The sequence below is a fragment of the Streptomyces sp. NPDC088725 genome, assembly GCF_044751305.1.
Taxonomy (GTDB): Bacteria; Actinomycetota; Actinomycetes; order Streptomycetales; family Streptomycetaceae; genus Streptomyces.
In genome coordinates this window covers 551,036-576,414 of sequence record NZ_JBIVLO010000004.1, presented here as the reverse complement: position 1 = coordinate 576,414, position 25,379 = coordinate 551,036, and the positions used below count along the sequence as shown (strand labels likewise).

Here is a 25,379-nt window from a genome sequence, read left to right as displayed (position 1 = left end):
CCGGATGTCAACCAACCGACGTCTCGGTGTCAGATTCCGGCTCGTTCACGTTCGGCTCCGCAACTGCAGGGGGGACAGCCCAAGCCGAACCAGACCACCCTGGATACGCCCTCTGCCTTGCTTCACTCATTGGATTCTCCCGGCCGGTATCCGGGTCCTTACCAACGTGGAATCCCGTATCTGCAGCGCCCGGTTCGGGATTAGGTCGAGGCTGACTTACAACCTTCTCTCCACCGGAAGGAGACTCACCGAGGAGATCCCGGCGAATACGATCTGCGGCAGCCTGGTGGCCTGCCGCCTCCGTCGAGCCCGCGATACGATGCACGTAGACTTTCCAATCGTCCGACCCTTCAGTGAACCCCAGCTCCTTCAGCAACTGGACGATGGAATCCACAATACCGTCCTGCTCAGCTACCCTCGGTTCGGGAATAGGGAGGCTTCGGGCTTCTTCCATCAGATCGGCCTGTTCGACCGAATCGCATTCCGAAAGATCCGGCACATAGCCGGCGAATGCTTGCGCAACGAAGGGCTGGAACGGCTCGGGCACTTCCATGTCATTGGCAGCAGCCGACAACTGAGCCAACGGACCGATCATGTCAACGGCTTCTGTGATCTTTTCATCATGGCGAGCCATCCACCACACCACCGCGCTGCCCGGACTCTTGAGTACGTCGTCGCCGATGTACGCACGTTTACGCCGCTCGTGATGACACTGCCTCTCCCAGACGTCCTCCCACTTGCTCAACGCGGTGAGCTTTTCGAGGTGCTCCCTGTCCGCCTCGGGCACGGTGATCGTGACGTGGGTCGCCAGGGCCGTTACGAAGCCGGAGTCATCCCGCATAGCGACACCGAGTGCGCCGTTCAACCGGTGCTGAACGAGGTCACAGCGGCCTGGGTGTTCCTGGGCCGTGACCGTCCGCGCTCGGCTCAGAACCCAGTCATGCGCCTTCCCTGTCAAGTCAGTGGGGAATGAGCGGGAGCCGACCTCCCACTCGGGACGCCACCAAACCGTTGCGGAAAATAAAAAATTATAATCCGTCATGGAGCTTGGGAGCGATACGTTTTGCAGGCGCGTTTCCTGATAGGGGGCATCAACCGGCGATTCGGGAACAAACGCTGGAGTTTCCGCAGACCAAGCATCGACTTTCGGCTCTTGTTCCGATCTGATCGTCACCAAAAGGAGGATGCCGACAGCAACCGTGGGGATGAGGAGCCACACCCAGAGGGGCCATCCCAGCGCCGTCCCCAAAATAACGAGTCCCACACCACTGACAATGCAGAGAAGGACTACGGGAGCCATGCTTCTGATTTTCACGTGATGCCTCCAGAATTCTCTTCGATATGAAACACGGCCATGCTGCCGGCCCCCTGAATGGCATCAATCTTGTGCCAGAAACGGGCAGCCGTTGCTTCCCGGATCGCTCGGTCCTGCACAGATACTCGAACCCAGTCGCCGGTAATGACGTAGAGACGGCTCAGTAGGTCTCTACGGCCCGAGGTAGCGACCAGCAGGACGTTCAATACGGGGTCCCAGCGAGCGGCGCCCGCCACGGCGGACAGCCAGTGATGTACCTGTGGCTCCCATTCGGCTGGCGGGCATTCGGCCATGACCACGGACCAGGCAAGGGAGAGGGCTGGCCATGCTGGCATGATTCGCAGCCCGTCAGGATCGACGATTCCAAGAAGCAGCGCCGATCCGGCGGCCGATCTCGAAGTGTCGGGCCGCGCAATCAAACGACGAACGAACCGCTGGTACATTCTGCGGTTGCTTTTCGCCAGTTCGAGAAGCGCCGAACCCGGTCCTTCGATATTTTCCCCGCCGTGGCGAAGCGCAAGGTGGTGCAGTCTGACGAGGGCCTGATCAGCATGCGTCGCGGCCATGACCTGGAGGCAGACACCAGTGATCACGCTGACGAGATCCGGCGCCAGTCGGGAGCTGGTCACCCATTCGTAGATCTGCGTACGGAACGCGCCTCCGTAGCGTTCGTGGCTGAGCCCGTATTCCAGGGCCGCCGCAGCTTCCGCCCTCATCGTTCCGCGGGCCGACGGTCTCGTCCACTGCTCTGTGAGCGAACACAGATCATGGGGGCGACCGACGGCGAGCGATTGCTCAGCGAACCGGGCGACCAGATTCATCCTGTCCTCGCTGGTCAGCTCGGCCAGACTCATCGAGTGTCCGACCCAGTCCCGCAGGGCGTCGCGCAAATGCGGGAAGTTGGCCCAGAAGTGCGTGCGTACCGCTCCGTCGTAGGCGAGCTGCTCGAAACCCACCCTGGCATCGGGAGCCCTATCAATCTTGAGAGCCTTCAGTTGCTCTCCGAGGTCGGCCCGGGCGAGCTGCGGCGTTTCATCGTCTTGGTGGTCAAGTTTCTCCAGCAGACGGTCCGTGCCGAGGAACACCGCGTCGGCGGAAGCCCCGCTGAACATGGCGGCGGTCAGCAGCAGCGCTCTCTCCTGGACGCTGCGGTGCGCCGCCACCTGTCGGGCCACGGCATCGGACCAGTTGGTGACAGCGCTGACCGCCGCATCGCACCAGGAAGAGAGGCTGTTGCCGCAGTGTCGACTGTCCCGGGCTCGGCGAACCATTTCGGACAGACGCGCCAGGTCCCGCATCGGGGCCTGAGCGAAAAGCTGTTCCAGTTCGGGGCTGGTGAGCTGATCCGGCTGGAAACTGATGCCCATGGCCTTGAGATACTTACGGAAGACCACCTCTCCGCGCGGGCGCACGAGATTCACAACGAGCGGTGCTAGATCCGCGTCGAGCAGGTGGTCCAAGCCGGCTGGTAGCACAACGACCAGCCGGCCTCCGCACTCCTCGATTTTGGCCCTGTACAGAGCCACCGCGCGCTGAGCGGCGATGAAGCCGTCGTCCACCAAGGCGGAGAGGTCGAACAGAAACCGGTCGGCGGGCCCCGCGTCGAGTTCGTCGTCGTTCCGCTCTGCTGAGAGCTCCTCAAATCTGCCTTCGAAGCTGGCAAGTTGGTGCAACAGCATGGTCCCCGCAGTCCGGCGGCCGCTGCCAGGCGGCCCCGCAAGCAGAACAACCGACCCTGGCTCGGCCAGCCGATCGGCGGCGCTGCGGTAGTTCCCAGGTGATACAAACCTTCGACTGAGTTGAAGCCTGTGCTCACGCACCACGGACAGCCGGGGCGCCCCGGTCCTGATCAGCCGCTCGGAAAAACTGACCCAGGTGTTGTACTGGGACCCGTCACCGCTCGACACAGGGCCATGCGACTCGGCGAACCGGGTTCCTCCGCTGCTCACCGGCCCTCGTTCACGCAACCACGCTCACCATGTGACTCCTGGCGTACGGTCCCGGAGTTGTCTCCCGCTACGAACGCGACACCCATGCCGTCCCCGGAGAACTGTGGGCCGTTGCCGTTGTACTGGTTTCCATCACCCGTGTGCACCGGCCCCCGTGACTCGCCAATGAAGGTGCCCGAGATCCCTCCGGCGAGGTTGCCGATTCCGCTTCGCTGCCGGTGTCTGACGTCACGGATTGAAATGCCGGCGCCCCGAGCTTCCTGGGCGCGGTCGGTCTCTTCCTGGTCGGCCTGCTGTCTGCTCCGGACAGGGCCGAGGTCGGGCAGAAGCTCCAAGAGGACGGCTGCCAGTCCGGCAAGGTCAGCTTCATCGTTTCGGTGATCGAGTCGGCGGTACTGGCAGTCCGCCAGTTCTCCCAGGGCTGGGGGAAGGTCTGCCGTTGCAAGCCGGGTCTTCCTGCCAACCAGCACCGGAATGACCAGCGCTCCACTCTCGAACGCCTCCAGAATTTCGCGACAGGTCCAGTCCTCGGGGTCCTCGAGCGCCAGTCCGCCGTCGGCCGATCGAGCCTCGGTCCAGCGTGGCCCGATGACGACAAGCAGAACCCGGCATCGACGGACAGCGGTGATCAACTCCTGCGGAAAGCGGTGGCCCGGCGCGATCGATTTACTGGCACGGAAGACACGATCGCTGCCGAAGCGCGCGGAAAGGTCGCGTTCGATCAGCGCGGCGGTGCCTTCCTCATCGCCCGTACGGTAGTTGACGAAGATGTCGTGCATTGAGTGCCTTCCTCTTTCGGGAATACGAAATCACTGACATGGCTTGACATGATCTGGATCGGATCTGAAACGCCCCTATCCGCGACTCGTCGCGTCACAGTCGGCTCCTGAGCCGTCCGGCCGGACACGTGATAATTCAAAGTTGTACGGGCCTGAGAGCACGAGCCAGGACAGGCTGCAAATCCCTCACAGCTTTGTTGGCTCTGAAGCGCGACAGCTCCCGGGCAAGGCGAGAGACGTCGGACCTCACTGTGGCCGAGTCCACGATGGACAGGATGCCGAGAAGCTCTCCGGCGATCTCGCAGGAGTACTCGATCTCTCCTGCTGCCGCATGGGCCAACGCCCTTCGCAAGCCATACCTTGTGCGGGCCCGCAGTGCCTGAGGCGCGATACGGAGGTATTCACGGTCCAATACCTCTGCGGCCTCCTGCGGGCGCCCCAGGTCGTACAGGCACCAACCGGTCACCATGGCTGCAGGGTCGGCCAAGCTGGTCGTGCCGATTGGCGGCTCCGCTCCGGACAAGGCGTCGTCGCAGTCGAGCAATTCCCTGGCGCGGTCAAGACAGCTCAAGCAAGCCCGTTCATCACCCGCCAGGGCGTGGCCCTGCGCCTCGCGCTGTGCTGCGAGGCCCCGGATTCTGGGCGGCAACGAATCTCGTTGCGCCTGGACCGCGAGGCCGACAGTCTGCCCGGCGTTGGAGTCGTAAAAAGTCACCAGCGCGCGACGGACGAGCGCATAGGAGGCGAGATGCGGATCTCCGCCCGCCTCCGCCAGTTGTACGGCGTCGGCCGTCCAATTGAGGGCAGCCAGGTTGTCACCCGCCTCCTGGGCGATCCACCCAGTGTATTCGGCGAAGCGCGCGCCCAATGCGAGCAGTCGTTCCCGTGTTCCGGGACCCGCAGCGCCGGCAAGATCAACGACGAGGCGCGTCTGTGACCGCAGCACAGGTAACAGAACGACCGGATCAGTGCTTTGTCCCAACAGCCGCAAGTGGTCGAACTGTACGCGGAGGAGATCCGTGGAAGGTGCCGGCTTCTCCGAGCGGACCACCTGCTGATTCGCACCCAACGAGAAACTGATCAAGGAAGTGGCCCCCACGGTGACCACCTTCCGCCGGCCCACCGCCCCTCGGTCTCTCTCTCCGTCCTCAGCCACCGCGTCGGAATCCACCAGACGCTGTAGACGGCCTTCCGCCCCCAGCAGCGCATCACACCGCCGTGCCAAGGCGGGCGGGGTTCGCTTCATACTGCGTTCGATCTTGCTGAGGTGACTCTTACTGTAATTCACCATTGCGGCGAACTCGGTGAGAGAAAGCCCGGCATCTTGACGTAGCCGACGGAGCTCCGAACCAAAATCTAAGTGCGTGTTCATACGAATGCACTCCCGGGATCTTTCGCTGCTGAGACAGCAGGATCAGCGACCTGAGCGTTCTCAGGCCCGCGAGAATTATTCTGGCATGGCGTCACCCACCTCAAGACAACCCGAAGAGGGTTTCCCGTTTCCTCTCCATCAACTACAGCGCAGCGCACGCCAGTTCCGAAAACGATCACACGCCTCCGGCTGCCCTCAACGAGCCCTCGTGTCCAGCACTTTCGAAGGACAGCGCCTTCGGCAGATCTCGGCACGTAGGGAGGTCCCTCAGAAAGGCATGCCGACATCGGCCGAATCTCGCCTTCGCGAACGCGCGGGTACTCGGGCCCTTCACACTCAAGTCAACGCGGGGCAGCTTGTCCCCGTTTCAACTGCGCGACCGGGCCTGGAGAACCACGCGTCGCGGTTGACTTCACCATCACCGCCCAAGCACGAACCCAGTCGACAAAGAGAAGGCGTTCACTCTTTCTGATGACTGCCCACGATCCTGCCGGACGCGCTCACCACTGCCTTTCATAGTGAAAACGCGTTCAGCGGCTACCAGTTGGCACCAGCGACAGCGGTGACGACGGACGACGCAGAACCACGCCAGTCATGGCCTGACGAAAGGCGAGAAGCATGCGTACGGAAGCACTCAACCGGTCCACGCTCGTGTTCAACCTCTTCGACGCCAACAACAACGGATACCTCGACCCCGACGACTTCGAACTCATGGCGAAGCGCGTCAACCAGGCGGTACCCCAGGCCGAGGACGCGGCGAAGAGCGCGATGCTGGCCGGGTTCCGCGGCTACTGGGCGGCTCTGGTCCGTGAGCTGGACACCAACCGTGACGGCAGAATCAGCCTCGCCGAGTACAACGCCTGCGTGCTCTGCCCCGAGCGCTTCGAAGGCGCCCTGACCGAGTTCGCCGAATCCATCTCCGCCCTGGGCGACCTGGACGGCGACGGTTTCGTCTCGCGGCCCGTCTTCGACGCGATCATGACGGCCGTCGGCTTCCGGCACGCCAACATCCACGCCCTCTTCGACGCCCTCGAACCCTCGGACACGGACCACATCAGGCGGGCGACCTGGGCCGAGGCCATCAAGGAGTACTACGGCCCCGACAAGGCGGGCATCCCCGGCGACTACCTGGTCGAAGTCCCGGCAGCCTGAACAACGGTCAGCGGTACGGGGGTTCAGCCCCGTACCGCGGCTCGCCGCGTACCGTCCGGGCAGCGCGCCGCCGTACCGCCCGTACCCGCGGCTCGGCGCCGTACCGCCCCGTACCCGCGGCTCGGCGCCCTACCGTTCCTGCCCCGAATCCCGCCACGACAGGCGCTCGTCAGCCCGCCCGTCGGCCCCAGGCCGTGAAGACCGCGAGCGAGAGATCGTGGAAGTCAGGAGACGCCAACTCCCGGTAGGCGGCTTCGAAGTCGGCGTCCTCCACGAGCCCGGCGGCCACCATGGCCTTCCGCGACTGCTCCAGATTCAGCCGCCACCACTCCGCCTCGTCATCGCCGCCGTTGAAGACCGGGAGCCGGGCATCGAGCGCGACGTCGAGGAGGCCGGCCCTCTCCAGCGGCACCGGCAGCGTGCGCGCCCACCGGGTGTCCGTGCCGAGCGTCTGCCGGAGGTGCGTGCAGAAGGCGCGCGCGATGGTGCGGTACGCCTCGTGCGGCGAGTCGACGATCGAGGAGGCCGAGGGTTCCTCCACCAGCAGCACCCCACCCGGGCTCAGCCACTCGACCAGCCGGGCCAACGCCGCCTCCTGATCGGGCAGATGGACGAGCACATACCGGGTGTGGATGAAGTCGAACGAGCCGGGCGGAAAGTCATCGGTGCACACGTCGTGCCGCAGCACGCGTACACCGAGGTCCGTCAGGTCTTCGAGGAACGTGGTGTCCAGGTCCGTCACGGTCACCCGGGCACCCTGCCCGGCCAGCCACCGCGCCACCGATCCACCGCCGCCCCCGACTTCGAGCACCCGGTCCCCGGACTTCAGCCCCAGCGCCTCGAAACGCGCGCGGGTATGCCTGTCCAGCGCCGACTGCATGAGCCCGAGCCGCCGCTGCTCACTGTCGATCGCGTGGCTGAACCCGCCTTGCCCGTAACGCTCCCGCGTCCACCCGCCTCGCTCCCCCGGCCGCTGATCCACCTGGGGTATGTATGCGTTCACAGTGCGGTCTCCTCTGCACAACCGGACGGCGGGACAACGGCGCGACGCACACGTGCCACAGACGATCCGACTCGCCGGCGCACAAAAGCCACGCACGGGCCACCCACCACGACACCGGCGGGGACCGGTGCCACGATGGCAGCCACGGGCGAACGCCCCTCACGCTTCATGGGGAATTGGCGCAATATGGCCAATCGGTGGCCACGGACGCCGCCTTGCCAACAGGTCGAGCAGTGCTGCGCCGACGAGACCGTCCGCGCAGCACAGCCGATGTGAAAAGCCGGCCTCGCCGGAACGCGTCCCCTACGGCGCCGCGTTCAGCAGGTCCAGGGCGCTGTGCTGGCAGCCGTGGCCCTTGGCGGGGGTGATTTGGGGGCCGTTCCAGTGCGGGCCGTACATGTCCAGGGCGTCGCGGTCGTTGTTGTAGGCGGCGTCCGCCTGTTTGGTCAGGTAGGCGTTGTACGGGTGGTTGCTCAACTGGGCGTTCAGCGATCCCAGTCCGCGTACGTACGCGCCCTTGAACGACGGGCCGTCGCCGTCGCAGCCGTCTCCCTCGCCCGGTTCGTGGAGGATGCCGGCGGTGTGCAGGTCCGGGGAGGTGGTCGAGGCGTCCGCGAGGGTGCGGGCGGTGTCCTGCAGGGTGGTGTCGCCGGTCGCGCGGTACAGCTCGGCGAGGGCGCCCAGGATCACGCCCTGGTTGTACGTCCAGGTCGTCTGGCCGTTGTTGGCGCAGGCGTCGGTCAGGCCGTCGTTGATCATGTGGCCGCCGTTGATCATGCCGCTGTTGCGGAACCAGTTCCACTCGTCCTGCGCGCGCCCCAGGTAGACGGTGTCCCCGCCGATGCGGTTGTGCAGGGCCGCGTTGAGCTGGAGGAAGAGTTCGTTGGTGATGGCGTTCTTGTACGTCATGTTCTCGTTCCACAGCACGCCGCCGCCGCACTGGGAAGTCCAGTTGGCGTACATGTGGTCCGCGTCGGTGCGCGCGGTGCTGAGGTAGCGGCTGTCGCCGGTCAGGTCGTACGCGGCCACCCAGGCCAGGCCCCACCAACCCGTGTCGTCCAGATAGTCGTTGGTGAAGTTCTGGCCCTGGGCGCCGAGGTTCTTCTCGTACGTGTTGGAGATCGCGTACGTGTAACTGGGCATCCCGCTCACGCGGATGTTGTCGATGACGGCGGTCAGCGCGTTGGCCGAGGTCCACCAGCCGTTCTTCTCGAAGAGCCCCGTGTCGCGGTCGTACAGCATCATCAGCCCGGTCGCCGCGGCCGTACTGCGGCTGCCCGCGTTCCAGTTGGAGCGGGCCCAGCCGGTGCACGCGATCTCGTCGCGGTCGCCGGCCTTGCCGCAGGCGCGCAGGGCGCCGACGCCGTTGGTGTTCCAGTCGTCGACGTTGTACATCAGGGTGCGCCAGCCCGAGTTGCCGGAGGGTGTCACCGTGGCTCCCAGTCGACTGCCGTCCGACCAGGTCTTGCCGCCGTCGAACGAACGGTCCAGCCAGACCTCGTCTCCCGGAGAGCCGTTGCCGATGGAGGCCCATCCCGTGGCGTCGGTGTCGTCGACGTGCAGCTGGAGGGTGCGGCCGTAGATCGTCGCACTGACCGGGACCCGGTCCTGCGGCGCCGACTGTGGGTCGCTGGCGTCGCAGAGCGCGTTGCAGATGGCCGAAGCCGCAACGGGCGCCTTTTCAGGGGGCGATGAGGCCCACGCCGACGGCTGGAGGAGAGCGAGGAACAGGCACGAGACGGCTGTCAGCAGAGCTGGTCTGCCACGGCGTAGGGACACGGCTTTCCCATCCGGCCGTGCGACCACGGCCTGCCCGGATCGGTGTGCACACGGAGGGACCTCCGGCCGGAGCAAGGCAAACGCCTTGCGGGGGACATGTCAATACGGCGCCTTCCATTCATAGACGTGGCGCCAAATAACGTCCGCTGGAACCCACTTCGTGTTTCAACGGCATCTCGCGCCTGGCTCGGCAGCAGTATTTACAACGTTGTATCCCGGCGGTACAAAGGTCGCGCGGGCCACACTCCCGTGGTGCGGGGCGCCGTCTTCTCCTCCCAGGAAGGACCCAGTTGATGTTCCCCGAGGAGCACGATCCCGAAAGTCATTCCGTACCGTCCGTCCCGGCACCGCGCTCGCCGCTCCCGCCGCCCTCGCTCTCCCGGCGCGGGCTGCTGCGCCGGGCCGGTGGCATCGCAGCGGGGACCGCCGCCGCCATGTGGCTGCCGCAGGCAACCGCCCTTGCCGCGTCGCGGAGTTCAGCGCCCGCGGCAGGACCTGTGGCGTCCGCGCCGCTGATCGACGGGACGTTCACCCCGCTGCGTCCGCCGGCCACGCCGCTGATCGTCCGCTCGCCGTACCTCACGACGTGGCAGGCGTCCGACACCCTCACCGGCACCTGGGCGAGCTTCTGGAACGGACACACCACCGCACTGTGCGGGATCGCCCGGATCGACGGCACCCCGTACGTCTTCGCCGGTGACCCGCGGCTCTCCGGCACCGGTGCGCCCGCCCTCGCGACCATGACGCAGACGTCCCTGGAGGTCACGGCCACCCGGTCCATCTACACGCTGACCGGCGGAGGCGTCACACTGACCGTGACCTTCCTGTCGCCGGTGGACCCGGGAGACCTGCGGCGGCAGTCTGTTCCGTTCGGGTACGTCACCGTCACGGCGGCGTCCGCCGACGGCGGCCGGCACAGTGTGGATCTGCACTTCGACACCTCCGGCGAGTGGGCGCACGGCGATGTCACCACTCAGATCGGCTGGTCGCAGCAGCGGACCGGGTCCATGACCGTGCTCTCCTGCGCTCCGGCGAGACCCGCGGAGCTGGCCGAGAACAACGAACTGGCCACCTGGGGAACGCTGGTGGTCGCCGCACCCACCAGCACCGGACTGACCTGGCAGATCGGCGAGGACACGGTCGTCCGTACGGCCTCGTCGTCCCAGGGCGCGCTGAACAACACCTCCGACACCGCGCAGCCGCGCGCCATCAACGACCGCTGGCCGGTGCTCGGCCTGAACAAGGACCTCGGTACGGTCGCGCCCGGCGCCACGTCCGCGCCGTTCACCGTCACCATCGGACACGTCCGCACCCCGGCGGTGAGTTACCTCGGCACACCGCTCAACCCCTGGTGGACGAAGAACTGGGGCTCCTGGCCCGAGATGGCCGACTGGGTGGGAGCCGACTACGACGCCGCCCTGACCGCCGCGACCGCCCTGGACAAGCGGGTGCACGACGACGCGGTGCAGGCAGCGGGCGGCGGCACGACCGGTGAGCACTACGCGGGGATCTGCGCGCTGGCGCTCCGACAGGCGTTCGGCGGAACGGAGTTGGTGGACCGGGACGGCTCCCCCTGGGCGTTCCTCAAGGAGATCTCCTCGAACGGCAACATGTCCACCGTGGACGTCATCTACCCGGCGTTCCCCGCGTACCTCCAGCTGAGCCCGGACTACCTGCGACTGCTGCTCGAGCCCCTGCTGCACTACGCCGAACACGGCGGCTGGCCCAAGGAGTTCGCCGAGCACGACCTCGGCACCCACTATCCCAACGCGGCCGGCCACAACGACGGCAACGAAGAGGACATGGAGGTCGAGGAGTCGGCCAACATGCTCATCATGGTGGCCGCGCTCGTCCAGCGGCTGCCCGCCGCCGACGCCGCTTCGTACGCCACCGCGCACTACCCGATCCTGCGGCAGTGGGCCGAGTACCTGGTGGGGAACGCGCTGGACCCCGGGTTCCAGAACCAGACCGACGACTTCACCGGCTTCATCGCGCACAGCGCCAACCTCGCGCTCAAGGGCATCATCGGCATCGGCGCGATGGGCGTGATCTCCCAGGCGGCCGGCAACACCGCCGACGCCGATCACTACCGGTCCACGTCCCGCTCGTACGCCAGCCAGTGGGTCGTCCTCGCCGAGGACTCCTCCGGCAGCCACCTCAAGCTCGCCTATGACCAGGACGGTACGTGGAGCCTGAAGTACAACGGCTTCGCCGACCGGCTGCTGGGGCTTGACCTCGTGCCCACCGGTGTGGCGGCGCTGGAGGGTGCCTGGTACGCGGCCAACACAGGTTCCCACGGCGTGCTGTTGGACCCCAGGAACAACTACACCAAGGGTGACTGGGAGATCTGGACCGCCGCCTGGCTCGCCGATCAGCCGGCCGTACGCAACGGCCTCGTCGAAGGCGTCTACAGTTTCGCGAACACCACCCCGCAGCGGGTGCCGTTCACCGACTGGTACGTGGTCGCCAACGCCAACCAACAGGGCTTCGCCGCACGGCCGGTGATCGGCGGCGTGTTCGCGCTCGCGGTGAAACCGGCCGCCTCGACCACGCAGTGGCGGCGCATCCGGAACCAGAAGTCCGGCAAGGTGCTCGCGGTGTCGGGGATGTCCCTGGCGGACTCCGCCGAGGTGACGCAGTGGGCGGACAACGGCACCGACGACCATCTCTGGACGCTGGTCGGCGCCGGCGCCGGGGACGACACCGTACGCATCGTCAACCGCAACAGCGGCAAGTGCCTCGCCGTGCACGATCAGAGCGGCGACGACGGCGCGCACGCGCAGCAGTACCGGGACAACGGAACGCCCGATCACCTGTGGCGGATCGTCGACGCCGGTGGCGGATGGTCGAAGATCGTCAACGTGCACAGCGGCAAGGTGCTGGCCGTCGACCAGCAGTCGCTCGCGGACGGCGCGCAGGTCACCCAGTGGACCGACAACGGGAGCCCGGACCACCTCTGGCAGCTCGTCTGAGCCGTGCGCCGAGGTGCCGCTCCTCCGAGCCGCGCGCCGGACCGCCGCTCGTCCGGCCCGAACCCGAACTGCCATGCCGAAGGCCCCGATCACGCACCGATCGGGGCCTTCGGCCCGCGCCGCCCGTTACCGCCCCGGTGCGCTCGGCTCAGGGCCTGGCCTCCAGCCATACCGCCGTGTCCGGCGGCAGCAGGTTCCCCGGGAGCGCGTCACTCGACAGGAGGAGCTTCGCCCCGGCGGGCAGCGGCACGGGCTCTGCCGAGAGGTTCACCCGGCATTCGAGCCCCGCGCCCTTGCGGAACGCGAGTTCGCCCTCGGCCGACGGGAGCCAGGTGAAGGTCTCGTCGCCCAGGAAGGACCGGCGCAGGGTGAGGGCCGCGCGGTACAGCTCCAGGAAGGAATCCGGGCGGCCGGTCTGTGCCTCGACCGAGCGGTCGCCCCAGCCGTCCGGCTGCGGCAGCCAACTGCCGCCCGCACCGAAGCCGTACGACGTTCCGCCCGTGGTCCAGGGCAGCGGTACGCGGCAGCCGTCGCGGCCCTTGACGGTGTGGCCGGTGCGCTCCCACATCGGGTCGCGCAGGGCGTCGGCGGCCAGGTCGGCCACCTCGGGCAGGCCCAGTTCCTCGCCCTGGTAGAGGTACGTCGTGCCCGGCAGCGCGAGCGTGAACAGCGCCGCGGCCCGGGTGCGGGCGCGGCCGAGGTCCTCGTCGGTGGCGGGGCTACGGCCGTCGGTCCGCAGCCAGGCGGGGAGGTCCGTGCCGTCGGGCAGGGCGTAGCGGCTGCGGTGGCGTACGACGTCGTGGTTGGACAGCACCCAGGTCGGCAGCGAGCCGGTGGACGCGGCGCCGGCCAGGGACGTGTCGATGACCTGCCGGAACGAAGCGGCGTTCCAGGGACAGCGCAGGTGGAAGAAGTTGAACGCCTGGTGCAGTTCGTCGGGCCGGGTGTACAGCGGCAGCCGGTCGGCGCTGACTCCCGCCTCGGCGACCATGATCCGCGGCGGTGCGTACGAGTCGGTGATCTTCCGCCAGGCGCGGTAGACCTCGTGGACCTCGTCACGGTCCCAGAACGGGTGATTGTCGCCGCTGGGAGGGGCGTTGAGGGGCGCGGTGTCGGCGCCGTTCGTGTCGCGCAGCGGCAGGCTGAGGTCCTTGCGCAGCCCGTGGGCCACGTCGATCCGGAACCCGTCCACCCCGAGGTCCAGCCAGAAGCGCAGCGTGCGCTCGAAGTCGGCGGCGACGTCCGGGTGTTCCCAGTTCAGGTCGGGCTGCTCGGCCGCGAAGATGTGCATGTACCACTGCCCGTCGGGCACGCGCGTCCAGGCCGCGCCGCCGAACTTCGACTGCCAGTCCGAGGGCGGCAGGCTGCCGTCGGGTCCCCTGCCGTCCCGGAAGAGGAACCGCTCGCGTGCGGCCGAGCCGGGCTCGGACGCCAAGGCCTCGATGAACCAGGGGTGTTGGTCGGAGCAGTGGTTCGGCACGATGTCCACGATCGTCCGCAGGCCCAGCGTACGAGCCCGGTCGAGCAGCGCGCGGAAGTCGTCCAGCGTGCCGTGGCGCGGATCGACGTCCCGGTAGTCGGCCACGTCGTAACCGCCGTCCGCGAGCGGCGAACGGTAGAAGGGCGTGAGCCAGATGGCGTCGGCGCCGAGGTCCGCGATGTGGCCGAGCCTGGCGGTGATCCCGCGCAGGTCGCCCATCCCGTCGCCGTCGCCGTCGGCGAAGCTCGGAACGTACACCTGGTAGACGACCGACTCCCGCCACCAGTCGCTGCCTTCGCCGGTGCTCGCGCCGTTGCCGAGGCCGTCGGTTTCCTGGAACACGTACTGCTCTGTCACTGCTACCTCTTGTGCGTGGTCGTGAGGGACGTTCTGTGGGACGTGATGCCGGGGGCGTGGACGTGGTGCGTGGGACCTGATGCTGGGACGTGGGACGTGCGATCCGGCAGGGGGAGTCACCCCTTGACCGCGCCCGACGTCAGCCCGGAGACGACCGAGCGGCGGAAGACGAGCACGAGGATCGCGATGGGCACCACCGCGGCGATCGAACCCGCGAAGATCGTCCCGTACGGTACTTCGAACTCGGCCCCGAACAAGGCCACTCCGACCGGCACCGTGCGGTACGCGTCCTCACTGTTGAAGGTCAGCGCCATCAGGAACTCGGTGTAGGTGGCGGTGAAGGTGAAGACGCCTGCGGTGAACAGTCCCGGTGTCGCCTGCGGCAGGATGATCTGGAGCAGGGTCCTGGTGGGACTCGCGCCGTCGATCTTCGCGGACTCCTCCATCTCCTTCGGGATGCGCAGCAGATAGTTGCGCAGGATCCAGACGGCGAACGGCAGATGGAACGCTGTATAGGGGACGACGAGCCCCTGATAGCTGTTGAGCCAGCCGAGTTCGCGCTCCAGCAGGTACAGCGGTGTGATCACGGAGACGGTCGGGATCACGGAGATCATCAGAAGGCTCATGAGAATGGGCCGCTTCCCGCGCATCGGAAGCCGGGCGAGCGCGTAGGCCGCGAACAGCCCGAGCGCGAGCACCCCGATCGTCGAAAGGGTCGCGACGAGCAGGCTGTTCCCCAGGTAGCGGGCGAACTCGTACTGCCCGAAGGCCTCTTGGTAGTGCTCCGTGGTGGGATGGCTCGGCCACAGGCTCGGGACGGAGGATCCCAGCTCCGCGTCGGGCTTGAACGAGGACACCGCGAGCCAGTACAGCGGCAGCGCGGTGGCGAGCGTGATGACAACCGCGCCGGCGTGCACCGGACCGAAGGCGCGGCGCCTGCGTCGGGGGCCTGAACGGAGGCCCGCACGCGGACCGGTTCGGCGACCGGCGTTCTGAAGGTTCTGAAGGTTCGGGACGCTCATGCGGAGTCCTCCTCGCCGACCTGGGAGCGGAATGCCTTGAGGCTGAGCAGACAGGCGAGGAAGACGATCAGGCTCGTCGTCAGGGCGACTGCCGCGCCCGCGCCCATGTTGAGGTTCTGGAACATGACCTTCCACCCGAGCATCGCCAGCGGCTGTGTCGACGTACCCGGTCCGCCGTTGGTCAGGACGAAGGGCAGGTCGAAGACGCCGAACGCCTGGAGCACGCGGAACAGCACCGCGATGGCCAGCGTCGGCCGCAGCAGCGGCAGAGTCACCCGCCAGAACGTCTTCCACGGACCCGCCCCGTCCATCTCGGCCGCCTCGTACACACTGCGGTCGATGGTCATGAGCCCGGCGAGCACGATGATCGCCACGAACGGTGTGGTCTTCCAGACGTCGGCCGTCAGGATCGCGCCGAAGGCGGAGACCGGCGTACCGAGGATGACCGGAGGCTCGTCCGTCACCAGTCCGAACAGCCAGGTGGCCACGCCGTAAGCGGAGTTGAAGATGTAGCTCCAGAGCTGCGCGGAGATGACGGTGATCATCGCCCAGGGGATGAGCAGCAGCGCCATCATCCAGCCGCGCGCCTTCGTCAGCCGTTCCAGGACGAGGGCGACCAGCACTCCGAGCGCCAGCTCGACGGCGACACTCACCACGGTGTAGAGCGAGGTGAAGACGAGCGCCTGCCGCCACACCGGACTGTCCAGCAGGGCCGCGTAGTTGTTGGTGGTCCAGTCGCCCAGCTCGAAGCCGGACGTGCCCAGCCGGACGTCGGAGAAGCTCATGACGGCCGAGAAGCCGATGGGAAAGAGCGTGACGGCGGCCACGACGAACAGGGTCGGCGCGAGATACCACCACGCCGTACGGTCGCGTCGGCGCCGTGGCGGCTTCAGCCCGCCTTCGTCACGGGCCTCACCGTCGGTACGGTCGCTGCGCGTGCCGGCGGGCCAGGCGTATTCGGTCATGGGAAGGCGCCCTCCTCACTGTTGCTGCCTTCGGGTTTCTGGCGTCCGCACTACGGCTCGTGCGGTCCGCCACTACGGCTCGTGCGGTCCGCTCAGAGCCTGCGTCCCGCCAGCGCCGCTTCGATGTCCGACGCGAGCCGCTTCGACGCGTCGGACGGCGAAAGCCCGCCCGAGAGCATGGAGTTGACCGTGCTGGAGGTCGCCTGGCTGATCTGCGGGTAGTACCGCGAGGTCGTCGGCCTGCTGACGAGGTCGTTCCCGGACGACGCGCGCAGCACGGCGCTCAGCTTCCGCACCTCGGGCGATTCGCGCACGCTGTCCACGGTCGGGATGGTCGACGACCGCTCCGCCATGAGCCGCTGGACCTTGGGGCTGGTCAGCCAGGTGACGAACTCCAGCGCGGCCTTTTGGTGTTGGGTGTGCGGATTGACGTACACGTTCCAACCACCCACGGACGACGCGTGCTTGCCGCCCTTGGTGTCGAAGGCGGGCATCCCCGTCACCCCGACCTTGCCCGCGGTCTTCGTCCCCTTGGCGTCGGCGGTGTCGTACGCGTACGACCAGTTGCGCAGGAAGGCCGCGCTGCCGCCGGTGAACGCCTGGAGCGACTGCGGCTCCTGGAATGTGGTGGTGGCCCTGGGGCTGACCCCGCTGCCGATCAGCTTCTTCATGAAGGCGAGCGCGTCCGCCGAGGCCCCGCTGCCCGCGCCCGAGCGCGTGCCGTCGGCATCGACCAGCGTGCCACCGCCCGCCTGGACGAACTCGTTGGTCACGGCGGTCAGTCCCTCGTACGACGCGCCCTGCCAGGCGAGTCCGTAGTCCACGTCGCCCGCGTCGCTCAGGATCTTCGACTGCCTGGCCACTTCCTCCCACGTCGCCGGGACCGGCAGGTGGTGCTTGGCCAGCAGGTCCTTGCGGTAGTAGAGGAAGCCCTGGTCGAGGGTGAGCGGCACGCCGTACACCGTCCCGCCGTACGAGGCTCCCTCGACGGTCGCCGGGTCGAAGCGGTCCCAGAAGCTCTTGGGTACGTGCTCCCCGATGGGCAGGACGAGTCCGGCCGCCGCGAACTGCGCGGCCCAGGCCACGTCTCCGTTGAAGACGTCCGGTGTCGCGGACCGGCCCATGATCTGGGTGGTGAGACCGGCGCGGTTGGTGTCCACGTTGGTCGGGGCGCTCACGACCTCGACATCGATGCCCGGGTGCTCCCGCTCGAAGTCCTTGACGAGGTACTTACGGGCGTCGTCGGCCCGGTCACCGAACGGCGCGGCCTGCCAGGTGATCTTCACCCGGCCGCCGTCCCCGGCCTCGCCGCCGCCGGAACTCCCCGAACAGGCCGCGGTGACCGTGAGGGCCAGCCCGACCGCGACCGCCCTCACCACGCCCGGCGACCGGCGCCTGCGGCTTCCGCCCCTTCGGGCACGCCCGGACGGGCGGTGGTTCTGCTGCTCCACAATCACGGCGACCTCCTTGACGCAAACGCTTGCGTCATCCTGAAGTCACGTAAGTAATACGTCAAGGGTGATCTGACTAAAACCTTTGCGTAGTCCGCTGGTAACATTCCGGTGTGAGTGAAGAGCGGGCGACTCGGACCATGGCGGACGTAGCGCGCGCGGTCGGCGTCTCGACCGGCACGGTCTCGCGGGCGCTGCGCGGACAGCCGGGAGTCTCCGAAGCGCTGCGCAGACGCATCCTGCGCGCGGCCGAGAGCATGGACTACGTGGTCTCTCCGGCCGCGTCCGGCCTGGTCACCGGACGCACCGGCTCGGTGGCGGTCCTGGTGCCGTTCATCAGCCGCTGGTTCCACGCGCGTGCGCTGGCCGGAGTGCATCAGCCGCTGCGCCGTTCCGGATTCGAGATCGTGCTCTACCACGTCGAAGGCACCGCCGAGCGGCGGGAGTTCTTCGAGACGCTGCCGGTACGGCGCAAGGCCGACGGCCTGGTCGTCATCGCACTCTCCCTGAGCGAGGCCGAGACGCGGCGCCTGGAAGGGCTCGGCATCCCGCTCGTCGGCGCGAGCACGCACGTCGGAGAGCACCCGGCCGTCGGCATCGACGATGTCGCGGGCGCCGCCAAGGCCGTGCACCACCTGGCCAACCTCGGCCACCGGCGCATCGGCATGATCCGCTCCACCGACGAGGAGGGCATCCACCAGGGCGTCTCCCGGCGCCGGTTGCACGGTTACCGCACGGCCATGGCCGAGTGCGGGCTCGACGTCCCGGAGGACGCGATCGTCTCCGCGCCGTGGGGCATCGACGGCGGCGCCAGGGCCATGGGCGAACTGCTGTCGCTGCGCCACCCGCCGACCGCCGTCTTCGCGGAGGCGGACGAGGTGGCGATCGGCGCGCTGCGCACGCTGCGCCGCTCGGGCATCGACGTCCCGGGCCGGATGTCGGTCATCGGCTTCGACGACAGCCCGATGGCCGAGCTGCTGGACCTCACGACGATCGCGCAGTCCGTGCACGAACAGGGCCTGCTGGCCGGCCGCCTGCTGGTCGAGGCCGTACAGCGGGGAACGGTCGCGGAACCGCGCGTACTCCTGGACACGAAGCTGGTGGCCCGGGGGACGACGGGCGCGCCGCCGGATCAGGGGTAGGGCTTCCGTTCCGGGCGTTTATTGCACACCTGTGCGGTGAGAGGTACGTTCGCCCCGCCCACGGTGAGGGACCGGCGTACGGAACCGCCGGCGTGAACGACCGAACGTGCCGGTGCGAACGACCGGACGTGCCGCGGTGAACGACAGGACATGAAGGACCGAACGTGACGAAGCTCCTGGCAGGAAAGACCGCGCTGGTCACGGGCGGTTCCGTAGGCATCGGCGAACAGATCGCCCGGCAGTTCGCGGACGCCGGTGCGCGGATCGCGCTGACGTATCTGACGCATGAGCCGCAGGAGGAGCTGGTCGCGGCGCTCACCAGCGCCTCGGGCCACCAACCGCTGCTGCTGCCGGTCGACGCCACCGCCGAGTCCCAGGTCGCGGGCGCGCTCGATCAGGTGCGGGCGGAGTTCGGCGGGCTGGACATCCTCGTCAACAACGTGGGCGGACTGGTCCAGCGGGCCACCCTCGACGCTCTGGAGCTGGACCTCTGGCACCGCGTCCTGGCCGTGAACCTCGACAGCCTGTTCCTCTTCACTCATCATGCCCATCCCCTCCTGACCAGGGGATCGGGCCGGATCATCAACGTCGCGTCACTGGCCGGGCGCAGCGGCGGGCATCCGGGCGCGCTCGCCTACGCCACCGCGAAGGCCGGGGTGTTCGGCTTCACGCGCAGCCTGGCCAAGGAGCTGGCGCCCGAGGGGATCACGGTGAACGCGCTCGCGCCCGGGTTCATCGAGGCCACGCCGTTCCATGACACGTTCACCTCGGCGGAGTCGAAGGCGGCCACGATCACCGCCATCCCGGCCGGTCGCGCGGGGGTCCCGCAGGACGTGGCGGGTCCGGCGCTGTGGCTCGCCTCCGAACTCTCCGGGTTCGTCACCGGGACCGTGGTGGACATCAACGGCGGCCAGTACTTCGGCTGATCCGGGACCGGTGACGCAAGAGCCCTCGGAAGGGCCGGGGCGGCTCGGGCACCCGGCCGCTCAGATGCCCGACCACTCAGGTGCCCGACCACTCATGCGCTCAGGCACTCAGCCGCCGGACTTTGACCGTGTTGTCCGTACGAGTGGTCGGCTGCCCGTCGGGGCCCGCCTGGGTGCGCGGGTGTTCCTCGCAGATCAGTACCTCCCACTCGCCTTCCGCGAGATCGAGGTCGTCAAGCACCTCTTCCGGCGTGGGGAAGCGCACTTCGGGGTGCGCGTGGTGCTCCCAGGACGGGGATCCCGCGTGCCCGACGACGAGCAGCACTCCGCCGGGCGCGACGGCCGGGACGGCGGTCCGCAGAACCTTCTCCCGCGACATGCCACCGAGTGAGTGCAGGAACTGCGCGGAGACGAGATCGTAGACGCCACCGGGAAACGACACGGTGAAGTCGTGCTGCTGCCAGTCGATCCGGTCGGCGACGCCCGCCTCCGCCGCGTGCCGGGCCGCGCGGTCGAGGGCGACGCGCGAGACGTCGGTGGCGGTGACGCGCCACCCTTCCCGCGCGAGCCAGATGGCGTCCCCGCCTTCACCGCACCCGAGGTCCAGGGCGCGGCCCGGCTCCGTGCCGGTGACCTCACGGACCAGGATGGCGTTGGGATTCCCGCTCCATCTCTGCTCGCTCCCGGAGTACAGCTCGTCCCAGATCTCGTCGTCAGGACGGGTGTCGTCAGGACGGGTGTCGTCCGAAACCGTGTGGTCAGCCATGGCGTGTGCGCCCTCTTCCGTATGCGTCGCGCGTGCCCAGTACCCGAACACGTGCCCCGGTACCGGAACACGCGCCCCAGTACCGGAGAGGGTCCGCCGCCGACCGGGCACGCGACAAATACTCTTGCCGAGACGGCAAAAGCTCCGCCGACACGTGGCTCGCAGGGGCACTCGTTGGCCAGGGGATGGCTCGGTGTCACTGCCGTCCCGGCCCCACGTGAGGCTCCTGTGCCCCCCGCGTGAAGGAAGCGACACACGGCACCCGTTTGGTCCATTTAGGTGTAATTGCCAGCGAAGTCCGTTCCCTGTGCGCACGGCCGCGTTGTAACCCTCGTGGAACCACGTGAATTCTGGGATCGGAACACCGTACTGGCGGAAGCGTTCTGCGCCAGTGACGAGCGCGTACGCCAGGCGCAGGCCGTGCTGGACGAGGCGCAGGCGGAGCGGAGCAGGACGCTCGCGGCGTTCGCCGTGACCGTCGGCAACGATGGCACGATCGCGGATCTGATGGGCCTGAACGAGCGGGAAGTGCGCCTGGCGCGCCGCACCGTGGGCCGCAGCGACGCCCGGGTCGTCGCCGAGGAGCTGCTGGTCCGCGGACCGCAGCAACCGAGGGACCCGACGCGGGAGTGCGTACAGGAGATGCCGAGGGATCCTTCCGCCGAGGCTCACCCGGCCATGGAAATCCAGGTGCCGCATCCACGCGACGAAACGGTTCACCCGGCCCCGCCGCCACCCCCGAACCCGTACATGGAGCCCCTGCCGCAGTACCAATACCAGCCGCCGACACAGCCCCAGCCCCAGGACATGACCGCGCCACCCGCACTGCACGCCACCGACGCGGACAACGCCGTGATCTGGTCGTCGAGCATGGACTCGGTGCTGCTCTGGAGCTGGAAGTCCGGCCTCGACCTTCAGACGGTCGCCGCCGAACTCGGCCTGGACATGCGGGCCCTGCTGCTGCGCGTCCAGTCCCTCGCCGACGACGGGCTGCTCACCCCCAACGCCTCGCCGCCGCCCCCCGAGGCCATCCGGTCGGGCCGGCACCGCCGGCACCACGAGGAGGCGTACGCGGCCCTCTTCAACCCGACCACCACCTTCCCCACCCCGGTCGCCCACTACTGACCCGAGGCCGCGGGCCCCGGCGCCCGGATCCGGCAGACGCACGGGCTCACCGCCGCGTCCGCGTGAAGTCTCCGCGTGTCACCCGCTCCGCCATGTCCCCCACACTGCCCGACTTCACCAGCGAGCCGTATCCCGTCGCCGCCCACACGCTGTCCTGCGATCCGAGTTCGAAGTACGGCACGCGCTTGCCGTCGCGCCCCGTGTCCGTCAGGACCTCCGGGGCGCGCCGGGCCCGTATCGCCTGGGCGCAGGTGTGGCAGGGTGCCACGTCCAAGGTGTCGCGGCGGCCCAGCGGGCGCCAGCGGACGCGGTGTTCGGCGCGGCCGTGCAGCGGGTCGAAGAAGCAGAGCGGCAGCGCGTCGGACCGGCCGTCCAGCGCGTCACGCCCCGCCGTGACCAGGGCCAGCACGCCGGCGAGGTCGGGAAGTCCGCGCGCGCCGTCGAGCACCTTGCCCGCGGCCTGGTACGCGTCCAGCGCGCGGCCCAGCTCGGGCACCGCCGCCGCGTCGGCCGCCCGCACCGCCTCGCCGAGCGCGAGCACTTCGGTCTCCGCGCGGCGCCGCAGCTCGTCCTCGTCGGCCGCGCGGGCCGCGGCGAACACCGCCTGCGGGAACGCGAACGGCGTGCTCACCCCGGAGCGCGAAGGACGGCGGCGCCGCACCAGCCAGAAACCGCAGCCCGCGCACAGCGCCAGCGCCACGACTCCCACCGTGACCGGCAGCCACGCCTCCGTCCCGCCGTTGTCCCGCTGGTCCTTCTCGGCGTCCTTCAGGCTGTCCACGCCGCCGCGCAGGTCGGCCGTCGCGTCGTCGTAGACCTTCTTGCCGTTGCCCTGAGCGGTCAGGTCGACGGCCTTGGCGACGCGGTCCGCGAGCGACGCGCCCTTCATCGAGTCCAGGAACCCGACCGCGCTCACCGCGTCCCGCGCCTGGTGCCTCCCGTCCGGCCATTCGTAACCGTTCAGCGTGTCGGTGAAGCCGCCCATGGTGATGAGGACCAACTCACGCTGCCCGAGCCGTTCGTGGACGATGTCTGCCAGCATCTGGGGGTCGCCGTCGAAGGCGTCGCCCTTGACCAGCGGGACGAGTGCCACCTTGATCGGCAGTCCCGTGCGGTCGATCCGCGCGGTGAGTTCCTTCTGCCGGTCGGGCGGTACGGCGCCTTCGTACGCGGCGTCCACGTACACCTGTGAGGTGCGCAGCGCGTCCGCGATCCGCTGCCCCGGACTCGTGTCGGCCGCCACTGCCACCGGCGCGTCCGCAGCCACCGGAACGGCAGGAGCGGCGGAAGCCGGTGACGCCGTGAGCAGCGGCGGGAGTACGAGCGCGAGCGCGGCCACCAGCCCCGCCGTCCGTGCGGCAAGCAGCCGCGCGGGGCCACGCGTGCGGTCACTGGACACTGGCGTACTCCCTTGCTTTGACGATCAGCTGAGGTATTCCGTCGCGCGCGGCCGACAGCGCTCCCGCGGCCTCCTCGTACGGGGTCCTCGGGCCCCGGCCCGCCGGGCCCGGCAGGGTCAGCCGCAGTCCTTCTACCCGCTGAGGCTCGCGGCGAGCAGCGGTACGGCAGAACGCGCACACCCGTACGCGTCGGACGCGCTCCGTGCCGAGCAGGAGGTCCTGCCGGGCGTTCCCGGCCCCGTGCAGCGGGTTGACCGCGCAGCAGTGCCGGTATGCCGTCCCCTTGAGCTGCGCCCGGCCGGCCCGCGCCAGCACGATCGCGGCCACCAGGTCGGAGGGCGTGGCGTCGGCGTCGACGCGGCCGTCCGGATCGCGGTCGGTCAACAGTATCGCCGCGTCGAGGCAGTCCCAGACCCGCTCCCGGACAGCGTCGCCGGGCGTCTGTGCGCCGAACTCGGCCGCGAGCCCGTCCAGTTCCTCCTGGGCCTTACGCCGGAGGTACGCGGCGGACGGCGTCGCCGGCGCGTCGAACACGGGAACCTGCGCGCCCGCCGCCTTCGCCAGGGACACCGGCGGCGCTCCCGCCGAGCGGCGTCGGCTCCCGGCCAGGCGCGCGATGCCCAGGCCGCCCGCGGTGAGACCGAAGACCAGCCCAGCCGCCAGCGCACCGATCAGCAGCCCCGGCCGGAAGTCCCCCGCGTACAGGGACGGAAGCGCGTGATCGTCCAGCGGCTCCGCCACTCTGTCCGACCTGCCGGCGCTGTCCGACGGCGGTGTGGACGACTTCGGCGCCTTCTCCAGGAACGTCATCAGCTGATCGAGCCGTTCACCGAGCTGGTGATCGTCACTGCGCCGCTCGTAATCCTCCCTGACCACACTGTCGGGCACCTTGAAGAGGAGGGTGCTCTCGTCCAGCGGCAGGCCGTAGTTGACGAGATCGATCTGTCCCGTCAGCGGGTCGGCGACAACATAGACACCGTCCTTGCCGACCCTGCTGTGCAGCGCCGCCGCGAACACACCTACGTCGCCCGCCGACTCGTCCCGGCTGAGCTGGGGAACGACGGAGACATAGACCGGGCCCGGCGCGAACTTCTTGATGCGCCCTTCCAGTTCCGCCCGGCGCGCGGCGTCGAGCAGTTGCGGGCTCTCCGGGTCGGTGTACAGCGGGTCGTGGCCGAGACCGGCCGCGACCCGGTCGAGCCTGGACGTCATGTCGGCGCGGGTGGGCATCGGTGAATCGCTGTCGACCTTCTGGTCGAAGATCTGCGGTGCGCCGATCAGGACCGTGGCGGCGAGCGCCGCGGCGACGGCCGTCTCGATCAGATTCGGCAGCGGCCGAGGCAGGCCGGCGGACCCGGGCGCCGCTCCCGGCGGGACCCGGCGCCGCCATCTCCGTACGTACGGGCTGATCAGCAGCACCAGCAACGGCGCCCCGAGCAGCACGACCCCGGTCACGAAGGACTGGTTCTCCCGGTCGGTCGCCGAGATGAAGAGCGGGGCGATCTCCTTGCCGCCGTCGCCGTACTTCTTCCGCAGCTCGTCCGCGCGCCGCGCGGCCCGGTCCGGGCCCTGCGCGACGGCGTCCACGAACATCTCGAAGGACCGCAGCGGGCCCGCGTCGTACGGCAGTCCGTAGAGCTGGATGGTCGACGCGTCCTCGGCGGGGACGCTCACACCGAAGGCACGCGCGTCGGCCACTCCCGTCGGGTTGAGCAGAACGTACAGCCCTTCCTTGCCGAGCCTGTCGTGCACGGCGCCGAGCAGCGACTCCCCGGCCAGGCTCTGGTCGGGGAGGACGAGGACGTACGTGGGAACACCCGTGCGCTTGGCGAGCCTGGCGAAGTCCGGTGCGGTGGAACGCGGCACCTCGCGCGGCAGTTGGTCCGTCACATAGACAGGGGTGTCACGCAACAGGTCCGCGAGCCGCGCGGACTGCGGCGCGGCGTCGGACCCGGCTGCGGTGGCGGACCCGGCTGCGGTGGCGGGCGTGACGGCGAGCGAGCTGAACAGCAGGCACAGGAGGACCGTCCCGAAAGACAGCAGGCCCCCGCGCCGCGCCCCCCATGAACCCCGCGGCCACGCCCCGCGCGGACGCACGGCGCGTTGCCGCTCCGCGACGCGCGATCTCACCGTATGGATACGCATGGCCGAATCCCCCTCCGTGCCTTCACCACCGGACTGTACTTCTCCGCCTCACACCGGCTTTCTCGCACCGGCCCCTCAGCGCCGGACCCCACGCACCGGACCGCCGACACCAGACTCCTCGCCCCCGACTCGTGGCACCAGAGACAAACGTACGAGAGCGTCCAGGACAATTGCCCTTCCTCTCACCAGGCGCCCCGCCAACTCCCGTCCGCCCGGCCGTTCCACGTTCCGAGGGCGCTCCGCCGCATTTATGGCGAACATTCCGGGCATTCAGTTCTG

The 25,379-nt window shown here is 68.6% G+C and carries 18 protein-coding genes; 5 read left to right on the top strand and 13 right to left on the bottom strand.

Annotated elements, in window-relative coordinates:
- Positions 1-7: 7 nt before the first annotated feature.
- The 4 genes from ACIP6N_RS12790 to ACIP6N_RS12775 form a co-directional block, all read right to left on the bottom strand.
- Complete coding sequence (locus ACIP6N_RS12790; protein ID WP_401815100.1) at positions 8-1,300, bottom strand: hypothetical protein; 1,293 nt, start codon at positions 1,298-1,300, stop codon at positions 8-10.
- Between the two features lie 11 nt (positions 1,301-1,311).
- The gene (locus ACIP6N_RS12785; RefSeq protein ID WP_401815099.1) at positions 1,312-2,994 is read right to left on the bottom strand and encodes a hypothetical protein; all 1,683 of its coding nucleotides are present in this window, start codon (positions 2,992-2,994) and stop codon (positions 1,312-1,314) included.
- A gap of 266 nt (positions 2,995-3,260) precedes the next feature.
- The gene (locus ACIP6N_RS12780; RefSeq protein WP_401815098.1) at positions 3,261-4,043 is read right to left on the bottom strand and encodes a toll/interleukin-1 receptor domain-containing protein; all 783 of its coding nucleotides are present in this window, start codon (positions 4,041-4,043) and stop codon (positions 3,261-3,263) included.
- A 136-nt stretch (positions 4,044-4,179) separates the two neighbouring features.
- Positions 4,180-5,415, bottom strand: a complete 1,236-nt coding sequence (locus tag ACIP6N_RS12775) for a multiprotein-bridging factor 1 family protein (protein ID WP_401815096.1) — start codon at positions 5,413-5,415, stop codon at positions 4,180-4,182.
- Between the two features lie 618 nt (positions 5,416-6,033).
- Here ACIP6N_RS12775 and ACIP6N_RS12770 point away from each other — a divergent pair.
- On the top strand, positions 6,034-6,567 hold the full coding sequence (locus ACIP6N_RS12770) for an EF-hand domain-containing protein (RefSeq protein ID WP_401815094.1): 534 nt from the start codon (positions 6,034-6,036) through the stop codon (positions 6,565-6,567).
- Positions 6,568-6,736: 169 nt separating this feature from the next.
- Here the strand turns inward: ACIP6N_RS12770 and ACIP6N_RS12765 are convergent, their stop codons facing one another.
- Both ACIP6N_RS12765 and ACIP6N_RS12760 read right to left on the bottom strand, forming a co-directional pair.
- Positions 6,737-7,570, bottom strand: coding sequence for a class I SAM-dependent methyltransferase (locus ACIP6N_RS12765; RefSeq protein WP_401815093.1), 834 nt, complete (start codon positions 7,568-7,570; stop codon positions 6,737-6,739).
- A 303-nt stretch (positions 7,571-7,873) separates the two neighbouring features.
- Complete coding sequence (locus ACIP6N_RS12760) at positions 7,874-9,349, bottom strand: glycoside hydrolase family 76 protein (RefSeq protein WP_401815092.1); 1,476 nt, start codon at positions 9,347-9,349, stop codon at positions 7,874-7,876.
- A 293-nt stretch (positions 9,350-9,642) separates the two neighbouring features.
- On the opposite strand from ACIP6N_RS12760, the gene ACIP6N_RS12755 reads away from it, so the two are divergent.
- Entirely contained in the window at positions 9,643-12,321 is a 2,679-nt protein-coding gene (locus ACIP6N_RS12755; protein WP_401815091.1) for a glutaminase domain-containing protein, read from the top strand.
- 148 nt (positions 12,322-12,469) lie between these two features.
- Here the strand turns inward: ACIP6N_RS12755 and ACIP6N_RS12750 are convergent, their stop codons facing one another.
- The 4 genes from ACIP6N_RS12750 to ACIP6N_RS12735 form a co-directional block, all read right to left on the bottom strand.
- Positions 12,470-14,143 carry a glycoside hydrolase family 13 protein gene (locus tag ACIP6N_RS12750; protein WP_401815252.1) on the bottom strand — a complete coding sequence of 558 codons (1,674 nt, stop codon included), beginning with the start codon at positions 14,141-14,143 and terminating at the stop codon, positions 12,470-12,472.
- Between the two features lie 131 nt (positions 14,144-14,274).
- Complete coding sequence (locus tag ACIP6N_RS12745) at positions 14,275-15,180, bottom strand: carbohydrate ABC transporter permease (RefSeq protein ID WP_401815089.1); 906 nt, start codon at positions 15,178-15,180, stop codon at positions 14,275-14,277.
- Positions 15,177-16,145: a carbohydrate ABC transporter permease gene (locus tag ACIP6N_RS12740; protein WP_401815087.1), complete on the bottom strand. Its 969-nt coding sequence runs from the start codon at positions 16,143-16,145 to the stop codon at positions 15,177-15,179. The genes ACIP6N_RS12745 and ACIP6N_RS12740 overlap by 4 nt, the downstream gene beginning before the upstream one ends.
- A gap of 92 nt (positions 16,146-16,237) precedes the next feature.
- Positions 16,238-17,602 (bottom strand): ABC transporter substrate-binding protein, encoded by a 1,365-nt coding sequence (locus ACIP6N_RS12735; RefSeq protein ID WP_401815086.1) that lies wholly within the window; start codon positions 17,600-17,602, stop codon positions 16,238-16,240.
- 134 nt (positions 17,603-17,736) lie between these two features.
- Between ACIP6N_RS12735 and ACIP6N_RS12730 the strand changes: the two genes are divergently transcribed.
- On the top strand, positions 17,737-18,738 hold the full coding sequence (locus ACIP6N_RS12730) for a LacI family DNA-binding transcriptional regulator (protein WP_401815085.1): 1,002 nt from the start codon (positions 17,737-17,739) through the stop codon (positions 18,736-18,738).
- A 164-nt stretch (positions 18,739-18,902) separates the two neighbouring features.
- Entirely contained in the window at positions 18,903-19,664 is a 762-nt protein-coding gene (locus ACIP6N_RS12725; protein WP_401815084.1) for an SDR family NAD(P)-dependent oxidoreductase, read from the top strand.
- A 100-nt stretch (positions 19,665-19,764) separates the two neighbouring features.
- On the opposite strand, the gene ACIP6N_RS12720 is transcribed toward ACIP6N_RS12725, so the two are convergent.
- Positions 19,765-20,430, bottom strand: coding sequence for an SAM-dependent methyltransferase (locus tag ACIP6N_RS12720; protein ID WP_401815082.1), 666 nt, complete (start codon positions 20,428-20,430; stop codon positions 19,765-19,767).
- Between the two features lie 333 nt (positions 20,431-20,763).
- On the opposite strand from ACIP6N_RS12720, the gene ACIP6N_RS12715 reads away from it, so the two are divergent.
- Positions 20,764-21,555, top strand: coding sequence for a hypothetical protein (locus ACIP6N_RS12715; RefSeq protein ID WP_401815081.1), 792 nt, complete (start codon positions 20,764-20,766; stop codon positions 21,553-21,555).
- Positions 21,556-21,601: 46 nt separating this feature from the next.
- On the opposite strand, the gene ACIP6N_RS12710 is transcribed toward ACIP6N_RS12715, so the two are convergent.
- Together ACIP6N_RS12710 and ACIP6N_RS12705 are read right to left on the bottom strand one after the other, a co-directional pair.
- Positions 21,602-22,954: a hypothetical protein gene (locus ACIP6N_RS12710; protein WP_401815080.1), complete on the bottom strand. Its 1,353-nt coding sequence runs from the start codon at positions 22,952-22,954 to the stop codon at positions 21,602-21,604.
- Complete coding sequence (locus ACIP6N_RS12705; RefSeq protein ID WP_401815079.1) at positions 22,944-25,100, bottom strand: hypothetical protein; 2,157 nt, start codon at positions 25,098-25,100, stop codon at positions 22,944-22,946. The genes ACIP6N_RS12710 and ACIP6N_RS12705 overlap by 11 nt, the downstream gene beginning before the upstream one ends.
- Between the last annotated feature and the right edge of the window lie 279 nt (positions 25,101-25,379).